The 14,689-nt window shown below is 59.1% G+C and carries 11 protein-coding genes, 1 tRNA gene and 1 rRNA gene; 1 reads left to right on the top strand and 12 read right to left on the bottom strand.

Annotation, left to right across the window (positions count from 1 at the left end; all coding sequences use genetic code 11):
- From NBH09_RS02825 to recJ, 11 genes are all read right to left on the bottom strand, one after another.
- Nucleotides 1-320 (bottom strand): 16S ribosomal RNA (locus tag NBH09_RS02825); the annotation flags it as partial.
- Nucleotides 321-769: 449 nt separating this feature from the next.
- Complete coding sequence (locus tag NBH09_RS02820; protein ID WP_118081240.1) at nt 770-1,378, bottom strand: helix-turn-helix transcriptional regulator; 609 nt, start codon at nt 1,376-1,378, stop codon at nt 770-772.
- A 272-nt stretch (nt 1,379-1,650) separates the two neighbouring features.
- Complete coding sequence (gene rplT, locus NBH09_RS02815; protein ID WP_022094123.1) at nt 1,651-2,010, bottom strand: 50S ribosomal protein L20; 360 nt, start codon at nt 2,008-2,010, stop codon at nt 1,651-1,653.
- Nucleotides 2,011-2,056: 46 nt separating this feature from the next.
- The gene (gene rpmI / locus NBH09_RS02810; protein ID WP_006234422.1) at nt 2,057-2,248 is read right to left on the bottom strand and encodes a 50S ribosomal protein L35; all 192 of its coding nucleotides are present in this window, start codon (nt 2,246-2,248) and stop codon (nt 2,057-2,059) included.
- Nucleotides 2,249-2,280: 32 nt separating this feature from the next.
- The gene (gene infC, locus NBH09_RS02805) at nt 2,281-2,850 is read right to left on the bottom strand and encodes a translation initiation factor IF-3 (protein WP_006234423.1); all 570 of its coding nucleotides are present in this window, start codon (nt 2,848-2,850) and stop codon (nt 2,281-2,283) included.
- A gap of 432 nt (nt 2,851-3,282) precedes the next feature.
- Nucleotides 3,283-3,369 (bottom strand) — tRNA-Leu (locus tag NBH09_RS02800).
- 39 nt (nt 3,370-3,408) lie between these two features.
- Complete coding sequence (locus NBH09_RS02795) at nt 3,409-4,842, bottom strand: transglutaminase-like domain-containing protein (RefSeq protein ID WP_250787005.1); 1,434 nt, start codon at nt 4,840-4,842, stop codon at nt 3,409-3,411.
- A gap of 251 nt (nt 4,843-5,093) precedes the next feature.
- The gene (fba, locus tag NBH09_RS02790; RefSeq protein WP_006234429.1) at nt 5,094-5,960 is read right to left on the bottom strand and encodes a class II fructose-1,6-bisphosphate aldolase; all 867 of its coding nucleotides are present in this window, start codon (nt 5,958-5,960) and stop codon (nt 5,094-5,096) included.
- 195 nt (nt 5,961-6,155) lie between these two features.
- A complete protein-coding gene (locus NBH09_RS02785; protein ID WP_195246505.1) occupies nt 6,156-6,839 on the bottom strand; it encodes an MBL fold metallo-hydrolase in 684 nt (227 codons plus the stop codon).
- 84 nt (nt 6,840-6,923) lie between these two features.
- Complete coding sequence (locus NBH09_RS02780; RefSeq protein ID WP_238022544.1) at nt 6,924-9,284, bottom strand: RelA/SpoT family protein; 2,361 nt, start codon at nt 9,282-9,284, stop codon at nt 6,924-6,926.
- A gap of 15 nt (nt 9,285-9,299) precedes the next feature.
- Nucleotides 9,300-12,587 carry a single-stranded-DNA-specific exonuclease RecJ gene (recJ, locus tag NBH09_RS02775; RefSeq protein WP_195246501.1) on the bottom strand — a complete coding sequence of 1,096 codons (3,288 nt, stop codon included), beginning with the start codon at nt 12,585-12,587 and terminating at the stop codon, nt 9,300-9,302.
- A 274-nt stretch (nt 12,588-12,861) separates the two neighbouring features.
- Here recJ and NBH09_RS02770 point away from each other — a divergent pair, with 274 nt between their 5' ends.
- On the top strand, nt 12,862-13,860 hold the full coding sequence (locus tag NBH09_RS02770; RefSeq protein WP_195234625.1) for a bile acid:sodium symporter family protein: 999 nt from the start codon (nt 12,862-12,864) through the stop codon (nt 13,858-13,860).
- A gap of 27 nt (nt 13,861-13,887) precedes the next feature.
- On the opposite strand, the gene NBH09_RS02765 is transcribed toward NBH09_RS02770, so the two are convergent.
- Nucleotides 13,888-14,688 (bottom strand): DUF4931 domain-containing protein, encoded by an 801-nt coding sequence (locus tag NBH09_RS02765; protein WP_161145022.1) that lies wholly within the window; start codon nt 14,686-14,688, stop codon nt 13,888-13,890.
- Nucleotide 14,689: the final 1 nt, after the last annotated feature.

The raw sequence follows: 14,689 nt of genomic DNA, 5'->3' as shown, positions 1-14,689 counted from the left end.
TCTCAGTCCCAATCTGGCCGGTCGGTCTCTCAACCCGGCTACCCGTTGTCGGCACGGTGGGCCGTCACCCCGCCGTCTACCTGATGGGCCGCGGAGCCATCCCCTCCCGTCGGGGCTTTAGCCCGGGCGCCATGCGGCGCCCGGGGGTATCCGGTATTACCCGTCCTTTCGGGCGGCTATCCCGGGGGAGGGGGCAGGTTCTCCACGTGTTACTCAGCCGTTCGCCACTCGCTTCCCTCCGGAGAGGGGTGCCGTTCGACTTGCATGTGTTAGGCGCGCCGCCAGCGTTCATCCTGAGCCAGGATCGAACTCTCCGTCCAAAATAAATGGGCTTCGAGCCCGTCCGGTCCTCACAACTATTAGCTGATCGGTTCCGTTCGATTCATATGGTTTTAGTATAGGAAAAGGAATTTCTCGGGGCCGCCTCTCGGCGGCCTTGCGAAAAACAAATCCAAGTTAGACCATTTCAAATGGTTCGATGTCTGCCCGGATGCGACACTGAAGTTAGTGTCCATCCTCGCAGTATCCGGTTCTCAAGGTGCACGCTTTGCGGTCCATCCGGTTCGACCGGGCCGCGCGGCAAGGAGATATATTGCCAGACCGGAGGGGCCCCGGTGGCGGGAATCTGGGCCTCCACGGTTCCTACACAAATGAGGATGGGACCTTCTCTGTGAGAGACTAGAAAGAACAGGGCCGCGGCCCCCCTATTAGAGCGGCCCTTCGGTTTTCCAACGGTTAAGCTTCGGCCGCATTAATGGCTGTATACCCATTAGAAATGGGACATAGCAGCGTTAACGAGTTCAAAAACGATTAGTCCAATAAGAGCCGCTGCGGCAAACTTGATGGCATTCGCAAGCTGTGGATGCTCGTAAGCCCAGCCCGTCCTCGTCTCTTCGCTGTCCGCCTTCTTTCCGTCCAAGAAGTCGGATATCTCTTGATACGTCACCAAATCATTCTTCTTCTTGATATGTTCCGCTGCAAGCGCGCAGCACATTGCGCCAGCACCAAAGACGCCTGCCAACACCATCGTCGGAACGCACTGGACCATCCCCCACCCGTGGTTTTGTTGCCACATGAGCCAGGCCATAGAGACGGTAAACGCAAGAAGCCCAGCCAACATCCCCGCACCCAAGCGATAGAGCGTGCCCCTATCGCGTTCAACCCTTTCTCTAATTATTGAAATGTCGCCTTTAACAAGCTCGTCAATCGTTACATCCAGTTGTTCAGACAGCAGTAGGAGACTCTGGATGTCGGGGTACGTTTTACCGCGCTCCCAATTACTGATGGTCTGACGTGTTACAAAAATGCGCCTTGCAAGATCCTCCTGGGACAAACCAGCATCGAGTCGATACTGTTTAAGGTGTTTTGGCAGCTGCATGGCGTTCCCTTCGAATGCATCTCAACTCTTATTGGGCGGCTACACAACAGAAGCCGGCAAGCAAAGCGTAATCCCAAAATCAAACCCATACGGATGGCTGCGCGCAGATTAGAGTGTCAAAAATCTTTGACACATACGCTACCTGCTCTTTCTTGCAACTCGGACGCTATCGAATTGATCGGTTTGGCTACGTCCCAAATCGATCACATCCCTAATCAATCAAAAAGGGGCGCTTCCGGATTGGAAGCGCCCCTTTAAGATGCAAGAAGCAATTAAGCCTCGAGAGCCTTCTTGGCAATGGCAGCCAGCTCGTTGAAGGACTCGATGTCCTCGTAAGCCATCTGAGCCAGAACCTTGCGGTCGAGCTCGATGCCGGCAACCTTCAGGCCGTGCATGAACTGAGAGTAAGAGATGTCGTTCAGGCGAGCGGCAGCGTTGATGCGGGTGATCCAGAGAGAGCGGATCTCGCGCTTCTTGTTGCGGCGATCACGATACTGATACTGCAGGGAGTGCTGGACCTGCTCTTTAGCATGCTTGTAAGTACGCGAAGCGGCACCGTAGTAACCCTTCGCACGGTGCATAACGGTACGGCGCTTCTTCTTGGCGGCAACAGCGCGCTTAATACGTGCCATGTTCTATCAACTCCTAGACGGTAAAACGAAAAACGGGAACGCGAACTTAGGCGAGACGCGACTTGATGACCTTGCGGTCGGCAGCGGCGATCTCGGTCTCCTGACGGAAGCCACGCTTACGCTTGGTGGACTTCTTGCTCAGGATGTGGCTCTTGAAAGCCTTGGCGCGCATAAGCTTGCCGGTGCCAGTCTTGCGGAAACGCTTCTTGGTGCCGCTGTGGGACTTCATCTTAGGCATGAAATACTCCTTAATCGGTTACAGAACACTAGTTACTTGGTATCGCTTGCCGCTTTATCCTCATCGAAGGCGCCCTTAATCGGGGCGAGCAGCATAAGCATGTTACGGCCTTCCATCTTAGGCTTGGACTCGACCGTAGCGTAAGGCTTGAGATCCTCGGCGAGACGCTCGAGAACGTTAAGACCCTGCTCCGGGTGAGCCATCTCACGGCCGCGGAACATGATGGTGATCTTAACGCGTGCGCCCTTCTTGAGGAAACGCAGAACGTGGCCCTTCTTGGTCTCGTAATCGCCAACGTCGATCTTGGGTCGGAACTTCATTTCCTTGACCTCGACCTTAGACTGGTTCTTACGAGCGGCCTTGGCCTTCATGGCCTGCTGGTACTTGAACTTACCGTAGTCCATGACCTTGCAGACCGGCGGCTCCGCGTTGGGAGCGATCTCGACCAGGTCGAGACCCTGATCGTCAGCGACGCGCTGGGCATCGCGGATGGCGAACAGGCCGAGCTGAGAGCCATCGACGCCAATCAAACGGCACGAAGATGCAGTGATCTCGTCGTTGATGCGGGTGTCATCAGACTTAGCTATTTTCCCTACCTCCATTCATAAAAAAATAACCCGGCGCTTCTTTGCAACCAGGTCGTACACATAGACATCCTCGATACGAGGAAGGGAATCTAAGTTGTATGACCAGTCAGCTGCTCATTGGCGCCAAAAGGTGGGAACCCTCGGGTTCCTCTTTAGGGCATTGCGGGAACAACGCCTTGCGAATAATAACACGTATAGTGCGCTATCACATTACGTACACGAAAAAGGGGGTCTTGACCCCCTTGAACGCTCAGTTGCATGTATGGTGCCCGAGGCGAGACTCGAAGGGCCTTCGCTTCGCGAAGCCCCGGGCTTCGGGCGCATGGCGCCCTCGCCACGCTCCGCTACAAACAGGCCACGGGCCTGTTTGCTTAACGCTCCGCGCGCTCACGCGAGTTCGGCACGAAAAAGGGGGTCTTGACCCCCTTGAACGCTCACTTGCATGTATGGTGCCCGAGGCGAGACTCGAACTCGCACGTTGTTGCCAACGGTGGATTTTGAGTCCACTGCGTCTGCCAATTCCGCCACTCGGGCACGTAATGCGTGAGTTAGTTTATCACAGCTTTCTGTTGATTAGTCCGAAAATGGAACTTCGAGCATTTCGATGAGTTCGACCGTGCGGAGCATCTCACGCTGACGGCACCCGCGACCGTCGACCGAAGCCTCACCCATCTGGTTATCGTAAGGGTCCTCGCGCATGCCGTCGAAAGAGGGCTCAAACTCTGCCTGGAATCGATTGTTGGCCACCATACGCCACGGGTCGAGATTGCCAAAGTAGTGATGGCGGCGCCACTCCTCCCCCATCCTGCGAGCAGAAGATCCAAATGACACGTCGGCGTTGAGCCACCCGGTTTGCGGCGTATAGAACTCTGCCCAGTCGTGCGGCCCCACCGAATCAGGCGCAACATACAGGCCACTCTGCCAGCGGGCGGGCACGCCCGCGATGCGGCACATGGTGATAAACGTGAGCGCCATAACGCCGCAATCGCCGCGGAGCGAGTGTGCACAGTCATCGGCGATGGAGCCCAAAAGCAGGTACGGTGGCTGATAGCGATAGTCAATATGCTGTGTCAGGTAATCATAGATAGCACGAGCGCGATCGAGCGGATTCTCGAGACCGTCAATAACACGCTCCGTCAACTGTCGCATGTACGGCGTGAACGCAATGTGCGGACGGTCCTCGGAGGTGTCCTCGGGCAGTGGCGCGTCCATACAGGGATGCGATGGGAGCGCGCCACCATAGATATCGCAATAGGCGGCATCGACGTGATAGCGATAGGTCACCGAGAATGAATGTTCAGTCGAAGATGTCCAAGAGGCAGCGCGAGCCGAAACGTTTTCAGGGGCAACGGTACCCCCCGACGTCATATCGAGAACCTCGATTTGAGACTGTTGACGACAGGCGGCAGCAACGGGTAGCCACGCGCGAACAGCCTCTCCCTCCAGAGCTCCAGGGACAGACACGGATGCCTTAAGCGTGATGACGCGAGCCAACCCGTTTTGCGACTCCATCTCCCTGAGCATCTGGTTACGCAGCGCGATGCCGTCCGCAGAATCGGGACGCAGGCCCGGAACCTCCTTGGGGTACACGCGAAGCGAATCGAGGAAATTGTCGAGAACGAACAGCTCGCCATCGATAAAGCGCCAGTCAATACGCTTACGATTGATCAGGTCGTCAAGCTGCTCTTCGGTAAACTCTGGCCACTCCTCGCGAATCATCGCAATAGCCTGATCGCGCGACACCGAAAAATGAAGCGGCGTCTCGAGCATGCGATACCGTTCGGCACGAACACAAGCAGCCAGCGAAGGCTCAGGGTTCTGCTCCAGAAGGCGATCGCAAGCAGCAACAGCCTGCGTCAAATACCCGGCATCCTTGAGACGAAGAATCTCAGGCGGCAGTCCAATATCGAGATGACGAAAGTCATCACAGCAAACATCAACAGAGCAACCAACAGGACCCTCGCCAATAACCTTCCCATCCGAAGGCAGCACATCAATAACAGCCATACCAAAACTCCAAGTCACTAGAACGCTTGAAGCCCATTGTAGCGAGATAAAAAGAAAGCCCCAACAAGGGAGCCATCAACGCCGCCGAACGGTAGTCAATAAATAAATTCAGCCCAGTAACCCTGCGGCGTTAAACAAAGGAAGCCCCATCCCCCGGAACTGTTTCCTTGGCGCGACTTCTGGCGAAGCCAGGTGAGCGCAAAGGAAACAGTGTAGGGGGACGGGGCTTCCGGCGGGAAGTTTAGCGACGCTTACGCCTTGTTGACGGAGCCAAACTCCTCCATGAGCTCCTTGGTGCGAGCAACGATGTTGTCGCGACCAGGCTTGAGGAGCTTGCGGGGGTCAAAGCCCTTGCCCTGCTGATCCTTGCCAGCCTCGATGTACTCGCGGACGCCCTTGGCGAAGACGAGCTGCAGGTCGGTGTTGACGTTGATCTTGGAGATGCCCAGGGAGATGGCCTTCTTGATCTGATCCTCGGGGATGCCGGTACCACCGTGCAGAACGAGGGGCAGGTCGCCGGTCTGAGCCTTGATCTCGCCCAGACGCTCGAAGGAAAGGCCAGCCCAGTCGGCGGGATACACGCCGTGGATGTTGCCGATGCCGCAGGCGAGGAAGTCGACGCCCAGGTCAGCAATCTGCTTGCACTCAGCGGGGTCAGCGAGCTCGCCGTTGGAGGTCACGCCGTCCTCGGTGCCGCCGATGCCGCCGACCTCGGCCTCGATGGACATGCCCTTGGAGTGGGCAAGCTCAACGAGCTCCTTGGTGCGGTCGAGGTTAAGCTGGAAGGTCTCCTCGTGAGAGCCGTCATACATGATGGACGTGAAGCCGGCCTCGATGCACTTGAAGCAGTCCTCGTAAGAACCGTGATCGAGGTGAAGGGCGACGGGAACGGTAACGCCCGTGGCCTCGACGGCAGCCTTGACCATGTCGGCGCAGACCTTGAAACCGCCCATCCACTTAGCGGCACCAGCGGTGCACTGAAGGATCAGCGGAGACTTGGCCTCCTCGGCGGCCTGGAGAATAGCCAGGGTCCACTCGAGGTTGTTGGTGTTGAAGGCACCGAGAGCGTACTTGCCGGCCTCGGCCTTCTTGAGCATGTCTGCTGCGTTGACGAGCATAAAAGAAACCTCCTGTAAGGTTGCTCCGATAACGCCTGAGATTTTACCACGGCGTACCCGAGCATAAACGTTCGTTTGTTCACGAATATCGTCCAAACAGACTTTTTTTGACCGTTTGCCCTACGGAATCGACCCGTTGGGGAAAAATAGCTTGACGTTTAGACGCTTCTCGTGCTTTAGAAGCTGACTATAAAGCTACACCTGCATGAAAGTGTTCTGCATGAGCTCGCGTGCCATGGTGGTCGAATCGCCATGGCCGGTTAAGCAAACGGTGTCGGGCGGAAGAAGCCGGGCGAGCTTGGAGAGCGAGCGCAGAATCGCCGCCTCGTCTCCGCCGGAAAGATCGGTGCGGCCGTGCCCACCCGGAAACAGGGTGTCGCCCACAAAGGCGATGTTCCCCTGCTCGGTGGCAGCAAACAAGACGATCCCGCCCGGCGTATGCCCTGGTGTCTCGATCACCTGCAGGCAGATATCGCCCACCTCGAGAGCATCGCCCTGGGCGAGCAGGCGCGTCGGCTCCCCAGGGTCGGGCGTCTCAATGCCCCACATAGCTCGCTGTTCCTCGATGTTCGCATGCGGCACCGCCACATCCTTAGCACACAGCTCATACTGACAGCCCTCGCCAACGGTGGTTCGCACGCCGGCAACACCACCAACATGATCGGCATGGCCATGAGTGCATACGGCGCCAAGCATGCGTACGCCGGGATGCTTGGCTCGAATATGCTCTACCAAGCGCTCGCCTTCCCATGCGGGGTCGATAATCACACACTCATTGTCCGAAATAACAGCATAGCTATTGGTCTGAATGGGACCGTTTACGAGCGTCTCGATCTCGACCGATCCCTTGGGAGTTACATCCAAGGACACACCACTCATGTCCCTCTCCTCTCTATAGAACTCGAGGCATCAAACGATGCCTCGAGTGTAGCGAATATCGATAATGTGGCACGTTCGTCGCGACTAAACGCGGCGCTTAAGCTGGGCTCCACCCTCGCCGGGCATCAGGCGGCGCGCGTCGTAGACCGAGTCAACGCTGCTGATGGAGGCTAGCAGCGGATCCAGCCCACTCGCGTCCGAGATCTCGACCATAAAGCGTAGGGTTGCAATACCCTCGCGGTTGGTCGACGTGGCGGCAGAAAGGATATTGCCGCCCGCATCGCCAATGGCAATGGTGACATCCTTGAGCAGGCCCATGCGGTCCAGGCACTCGACCACGATCTCGACCTGGAAGAGGGTGTCGGCAGCGCCGTCCCACTCCACTTCGATCATGCGCTCGGGATGCTCCATAAGACCCTTGACGTTGGGGCAGTTGGCGCGATGCACCGAAACGCCACGACCGCGCGTGATGAAGCCGACGATATCGTCGCCCGTCACCGGATTACAGCAATGCGCCAGACGGACCAGCAGTCCGCTGTTGCTCTCGCCCTTGACGATAATGCCGTTGCTGGCGCTCTTGCCACGCTTTTGCGGCTTGCGGTTGGAGCCGCGGGCCGGCTGTTTCACGACCTCGGCGATAGCCTCGGCCTTGGTGACCTGTTCCTCGGGCTTGGGGTCCAAGATTTGCTCGACCTTGTTACCCACAGCGCGCGGGGCAACCTTGCCGGCGCCGACGGCGGCAAACAGGTCCTCAAGCTGCTTGTAGTTAAACTGCTCCGCCACGGCGTTGAGCGCACGCGTGGATCGCGGCGTAGAGATGCCATACCCGCGCTTGCGCAGGTCCTTGGCCAGTATATCGCGGCCGGCAGCAGCGTCATCGTCTTTGGTCGCGGCGGCGAAATAACGGCGAATCTTTGACTTGGCCGAAGGAGTCTTAACGATCTTGAGCCAATCACGCGACGGCTTGGAACTCTTGTTGGTCAGGATTTCAACGCGGTCGCCCGTCTTGATTTCGTGCGTGAGCGGGGCCACCGCACCGTTGATCTTAGCGCCGACGCAGTGGTTGCCCACCTCGGTGTGAACGGCGTAGGCAAAGTCGAGCGGCGTGGAGCCGGCACGAAGCGCCATGACCTCGCCCTTGGGTGTAAAGACAAAGATCTCCTGATCGAACAGATCAACCTTCAGCGAGTGCAGGTATTCCTTGGCGTCCGTAATCTCATCAGACGCTGCCCAATCGAGCGAATGTTTGAGCCAGTTAATCTGGTCGTCCAGACGCTGGGCATCATTGGTCTTAGACGCAGACGATCCGCCCGACTTCTTATAGAGCCAGTGGGCGGCAATGCCGTACTCGGCCTGCTCATGCATCTCATAGGTTCGAATCTGAATCTCGAGCGGGCGGGCCGTGGGGCCGATAACCGTCGTGTGGAGCGACTGGTAGTTATTAACCTTGGGCATGGCGATATAGTCTTTAAAGCGACCGGGCATGGGGTGCCACAGTGTATGCACCGCGCCGAGCGTGGAGTAGCAATCGCGCACCGAATGCGTGATGACGCGCAGTGCCACCAGGTCGTAGATCTCGGAGAACTCCTTGCCCTTGCGCTTCATCTTTTGGTAGATGGACCAATAGTGCTTGGAGCGGCCATTGATCTGGAAGCCCTCCAGGCCGATGCGGTTGAGCTCGTCGGTGAGCGTCTTGATGGTCTCGGCCAGATAGCGCTCACGGACCTCACGAGACTCCGCCACCATGCGCGCGATGCGCTGGTAGGCGTCGGGCTCAAGGTAGAAGAAGGACAGGTCCTCGAGCTCCCACTTAATAGAGCTCATGCCCAGACGGTCGGCCAGGGGCGCATACACGTCCATGGTCTCGCGAGCCTTAAACAGGCGACGGTCCTCACGCAGGGCTGCAAGGGTGCGCATGTTGTGCAGACGGTCGGCAAGTTTGACGATAATGACGCGGATGTCCTTGGACATGGCGAGGAACATCTTGCGCAGCGTAAGCGCCTGCTTCTCGTCCATGCTATCGACTTCGATGTTGGTGAGCTTGGTCACGCCATCGACGAGCTCGGCAACCGTATCGCCAAACAGGCCGGACACATCGGCGAGCGAGGTCTCGGTATCCTCGACGGTATCGTGCAGCAGCGCGGCGCACACCACATCGCAGTCCATCTTGAGATCGGCCAAAATGATGGCCACCTCGACGGGATGGTTGATGTACATCTCACCCGAACGGCGCTTTTGGTTGCAGTGCTTCTCGGCAGCAAAGCAATAGGCCTGCTCCACCTTGGAGAAGTCGTCCTCATTCATATATTTGAGGCACAGGCGCTCCAGCTTGTCGTAGCTGTCCGCCATAATCTCGGGCGGCAGCTCATCGGCATGCTTATAGTGCTCCATCTCCGAGAACGGTTGGAGGGTGGAATCATGGGCGGTACGGGCTGCGGCATCCATCGAGGTCCCCTTCCCCTAGGCCCGCGGTACGATCGGGCGGTTAACTTTGGCTAGCATATCAGAAGCGCACGAATCAAGCGCCCAACTCCGGAAAGCCGAGAACTCCATGCGCGAGCGCAAGCCCTCCAAATAGCGGATTGACCTGCTCAATTGCACACGGCCGGGGTTTTCGGCCATCGCAATGCGACGGGTGTCATCAAACCCCGAAACGCGACAGAAGCCAAGCTCTTCGAAGATTCCCAGACCGCTTGCCACCGAGCGCTCGTCAACCGGCGTGCGGGCATCGATGGCAAGGCACATCTGCGCGATGTCGATATCGCTCGCACTAAATGAGTCGGCTCCGGTCTTGCCGCGGTTGGAGCGCCACATAGTCTGCAGCGCGCGATAGAGCGTGACGAGCTCGTCGCGCTCGGGCGCGTAGCAGTCGAGCAGGCGCTCGTTAATGCGAGCGTCACGCGACGAATAGAGCAGGTGAATCACGGCAGGTTGCCCGTCGCGACCGGCGCGTCCGCTCATCTGGTTGAACTCAATGCTGCCAAACGGCATGTGATAGAGCACGACATGGCGGATATCGGGCAGGTTCACGCCCTCACCAAAGGCAGAGGTCGAAACGATGCAACTGAGGCTTCCGTCACGAAACGCTTCCTCCACGCGGCGACGATCGGAGCGCGCAAGCCCCGCGTTATAGAATGCGATGCGGGTCGCGCAATCGGGTACCCGCTTGCGCAGCGTCTTAGCAAGCGCCACGGACTGGTCGCGCGAGTTGACGTAGATGACGGTCTTCTCCCCCGTAGCCACGATTGACACCAGGCGGTTCTCGCGGCTCGCAAGGTCCCGGTCATCCTCGAGCCGCAAGTTCTCGCGCACCGTCTCGTCGACCACTGTACGGGTAATCGGTAGCACGCGGGCGAGCTCGGCCACAACCGGAGCCGTTGCGGTGGCAGTCGCGGCCAGAACGACCGGGTCACCCAGGGCCTTGAGGATATCGGGCATGTCGAGATAGGCACTGCGGTCGCCGCCCTTGGCAAGACCGGCATGATGCGCCTCATCGATAACGACAAACCCGATACGCCCCGAGCGCGCAAAGCGATCACGGTGAATAGACAGGAACTCAGGCGTCGTGAGCACGATGCCGGTGCGGCCCGAAGCCAAGCCGGCAAACACGTCATCGCGCGCCGCCTCCACGGTCTCGCCGGTCAACACGCCCACGCCAATGCCGAGCGCAGCCATCGTCGACGAGAGGTGATAGGCCTGGTCAGCAACGAGCGCACGCAGCGGATAGACAAAGATGCTCGCACGCCCACGAAGGACCGCCTCGCGCGCGGCGTGCACATGGAAGATGAGCGACTTGCCACGCCCCGTCCCCATAACAGCCAAAACGCTCTGGTGGTCGGCGAGGGCGTCGAGTGCCTCGACCTGCGCGCGATGTGGCTGGTTCGAGCCGATAAAGCTATGGATAAGCGAGCGCGTGAGCTCGGTATAAGAAAGCTGGGCGAGCGTCTCGCGTTTACGCGACTCCAGACGCAGGCCAGAATCCGCCGGCTGCACGCCGCGGCGAAGCTCACATGCCGGATCGTCGATATTGGGCGCCGCGGTATCGCGCACCAAGACATCTTTGATCATGAGCTTGGGCTTCACACGTCCCTGCCAATGCTCGGCCACTGCCTCGAACACCAGGTCGACGGCGCTATCGCAATTGATGAGCTTATCGATCTGCGGCACGCGGAACATAATGGCCGGCACACTCGCAGCGCCATCGGTCGCCACGAAGCGCATGTGCTCGCCGGTTTTGCCCACCACGGCGCGATCGCACATTGTCACGCCCTCGGCCGCCAACAGCGGCACCTTGTTGCCCTGGCCAAACGGCTCAAGACGGGAGATTTGCTCGATGGTCTCGATATTTAGCTCGGAGAGGTCAACGGTGGCGGCAACCTCGTCGGTGTCCTCAAAGTCCTCGGCGGGAAGCTCGGACAGCACGGCGGAAAGGCGACGGCGGAACTCGTCGAGCTTGGACGCCTCGATGGTCACGCCCACCGCACCCGCATGCCCGCCGCGACGAATCAGCAGATCCGAGCAGCGCTCGACAGCGTCGAACAGGTTGACCTTGCCCACCGAGCGACCCGAACCGCGAGCGATACCGTCTTCGATCGAGAACAGCAGCGCCGGCACGTGATAACGGTTGGTCAGGCGGCTCGCTACGATACCCTTGACGCCCTCGTGCCAGCCCTCGCCACCCACGACGATTGCGCGACCGCCATCATAGGTCTCCTCGACCTTTGCCATGGCATCGCGCGTGAGCTCCGCCTCGATCTCGCGACGCTGACGGTTAATCTCCTCGAGCTCGGCCGCCAGCGCGCTTGCCTCGATGGGATCGCGGGCAAGCAGCAGGTCGAGCGCCAGCTTGGGATCGGCCATGCGGCCGGCGGCGTTCAAGCGGGGAATGAGCGAAAACGACAGGCCATCGGCCGTAATACTAGAGAGGTCGGCCTTGGCGAGCGCGGCCAGCGCGATATAGCCGGGGCGGGCGGTCACGCGCATCTGCTGGATGCCCTCGGCGACCAGCGCGCGGTTCTCGGGCGTCAGCGGCATCATGTCGGACACGGTACCCAGCGCCGCGACCTCGATCAGCGAACGCCAATACGACGGCTTGCCCAGACGCTCGCCCAGGACCTGCACCAGCTTGAGCGCCACACCGGCACCGGCAAGCTCGCGCGAGGGACCCTCGTCCTCGAGCTTTGGGTCGGTCAGGGGCACGCCCTGCGGCACCTGGTCGGACGGCTCGTGATGGTCCGTGACCACCAATTCGATCCCCAGGCTCTCCAGATAGGAAACCTCTTCCTTGGCGGCAATGCCGTTATCGACGGTCACGATCAGCTGGGGGCGAGCGAGCTCGTTAACGCGGTCGAGTGCCGCGCGCGAAAGACCGTAGCCCTCATCAAAGCGATGCGGAATAAACGGCGTGACATCGGCGCCAAACGTGCGCAGCGCCTCGGTCAACAGGCAGGTCGACGTAATGCCGTCAACGTCAAAATCGCCAAAGACTGCAATGTGCTCGTGGTTGCGAATAGCGCGCTCAACGCGGTCGGCAACGACCGACATGCCCGGGATAATGAGTGGGTCGGCCCAGTCGCGATCGAGCGAAGGCGTCAAAAACAATTGGCCCTCTTTGATGGAGCCAATGCCGTGCGCGACCATAATGCGCGCCACCAGCCCAGGAATGCCCAGACCAGCCGAAAGTTCCTTTTCGAGCTCGGGATTTTGCTGAGCGACCGCCCAGCGATGCGTCGTCTTAAGCGATGACATAGGCACCCACCCCCGATAGGGGCAGGTCGCCGCGATACCTCTCACGGTTCATAGCGATGAGTCCTCTGTGTATGCCCGCTTCGGCAGGCAGATCTGTTGAACGGATTTATTATACCGTGCAGCGCGGACGCAAAACGCCGCGGTGCGCCGCGGTTTCGGCAAACGATGGCGGTAATGCCCTCGAAACAATCGAGCGTTTCAGCCGCACGGACACATACGAGCGTCTAGCATATCCATACAAACAAGTTCGCGGATAAAGGGAGTCGCGGGGCATATGAAGCAATGGGCTGGACTGGGGAAGTTCCTCGCGGGGCACATGCAGATCATCGTTCCGATTTGTGTGGCGCTCGGCGTGCTCTTTCCTCAACAGATCGGCGTTCTCAAGCCCATTGTTCCCGCCCTCTTCGCCTTTATGACGTTTCAGGGTGCGCTCAGCAACACCTTTCACCAGGTAGCCGAGGTGTTCCACCGTCCGCTGCACCTGATTCTGGCGTTGTTGGTCTCGGCGGCGCTTATTCCCATCGCGGCCTATGCCATGGGATCGTTGTTCTTTGGTTCCAACCCCAACCTTGTCTGCGGCATCGTGCTCGAATACAGTGTGCCCGTGGCAGTCACCGCTTTTATGTGGATCAGCATGTTCGGCGGCAACGGCCCGCTCGCGCTCACCATCATCCTGACGTCCTCGGTCATCTCCCCTGTGACGATTCCGCTTACGCTCAAGCTCCTGCTGGGCGCCACCGTCTCGATCGACGTGCCGAGCATGATGCAGAACATGGCCTTTATGATCGCCATCCCCGCTGTGCTCGGCATCGTGATCAACGAGCTCACGCGCGGCTGGGGGCACGAGAAACTCTCCCCCGCGCTCTCGCCCGCCTGCAAGTTCATGATGATGGGCGTTATCGCCTCCAACTCCACCGCCATGAGCGAGTACGTGCTGCACATGAACGCGGTGCGCTTGGAAGTCGCCCTCTTTATTTTGGTCTTCGCCATCAGCGGCTTTGTCGTCGGCATTCTGGTCGCCCGCGCGCTGCATCTGCCATATAGCGAAACGACCACCATGTGCTTTACCTGCGGCATGCGCAATATCTCTTCGGGCGCCGTCATCGCCACGCAATACTTTCCGGGCGAAGTTGTGTTTCCCGTCATGTGTGGAACGTTGTTTCAGCAGGTGCTCGCCTCGCTTATCGGACACTTCTTTGAGCGTCTGACCGGCGAGGAGCGCGCCGCCCAGCGCAAGCGGGTCGAGGCCGGCCGCGATGCAATGGCGCGCTAAACCGTCCGCAGTGTGCGGGCGCTCACTTTACGATGTGAGCGCCTCCAGATGTGCGCGGAATCGCTCCGCATCGACATCGAGCGTGGTCTCAGCATTGACCTGAGCCAGCCGATACCCGACAAAGTAGGGTGAAACCACCCAGCGCGGAAGCGCCTTGGCAATGGTCCGGCCGTCCATGTGGTAGAAGAACAAGTTGTACGACTCTGCGCGACCACCATGGTGCTCGTTCAGGATATAGCGCAGAGCTACCTGAATCGCATCGGCGAAGAGGTCCGTCTCGGCTTGGTCTCGCGCGCCATCGCTGGCGGCGATTCCCTGCGGGGCTGAAACATTGACCTCAAAGAACCCCATAATCGGTTCGGTTGAGATGTTGACCGCAACCCTTCCCCTCTGCCAAACATCGATGCCTTCAAAGTTGGCTGAGGTCAGCGCCGCATAGCCGTCCTCCTGTTCCAAGCCCACAATCTGCATGTGTGGATGGACGAGGCTGCCGCCCGAAAGCGGACCCTTGTTCTTGTACATGAGCACGCTTCGATACTGCTGCGAATCGATCATCTGCTGCCAGCAATCCAGAGCAAACCTCATCACATGGTGGAGTTCATCCGGCTTATAGGTCACCAGGTCGGCATCGTGATCGGCCGACTCGATCAGCACGGTTTGACGGGTGGCGCGCAGGGTCTTGAACTTATTCTCGAGCCAGATGCAGTCACCGTCGCGCTGGATGATGTTGGTGAGCCCCTCCGTGTTGCAAAAGGGACACGCGGTACCGGGGCGACGGTTGTCGTCGGGCTTGCCGCTCGCCTGCTGAACATCGAATACCAGCGCCACG

The sequence above is a fragment of the Collinsella sp. BG-O-102 genome, assembly GCF_023656745.1.
Classification (GTDB): Bacteria; Actinomycetota; Coriobacteriia; order Coriobacteriales; family Coriobacteriaceae; genus Collinsella.
The sequence above is the reverse complement of the archived record's forward strand: the minus strand, read 5'-3'. Positions and strand labels throughout refer to the sequence as shown.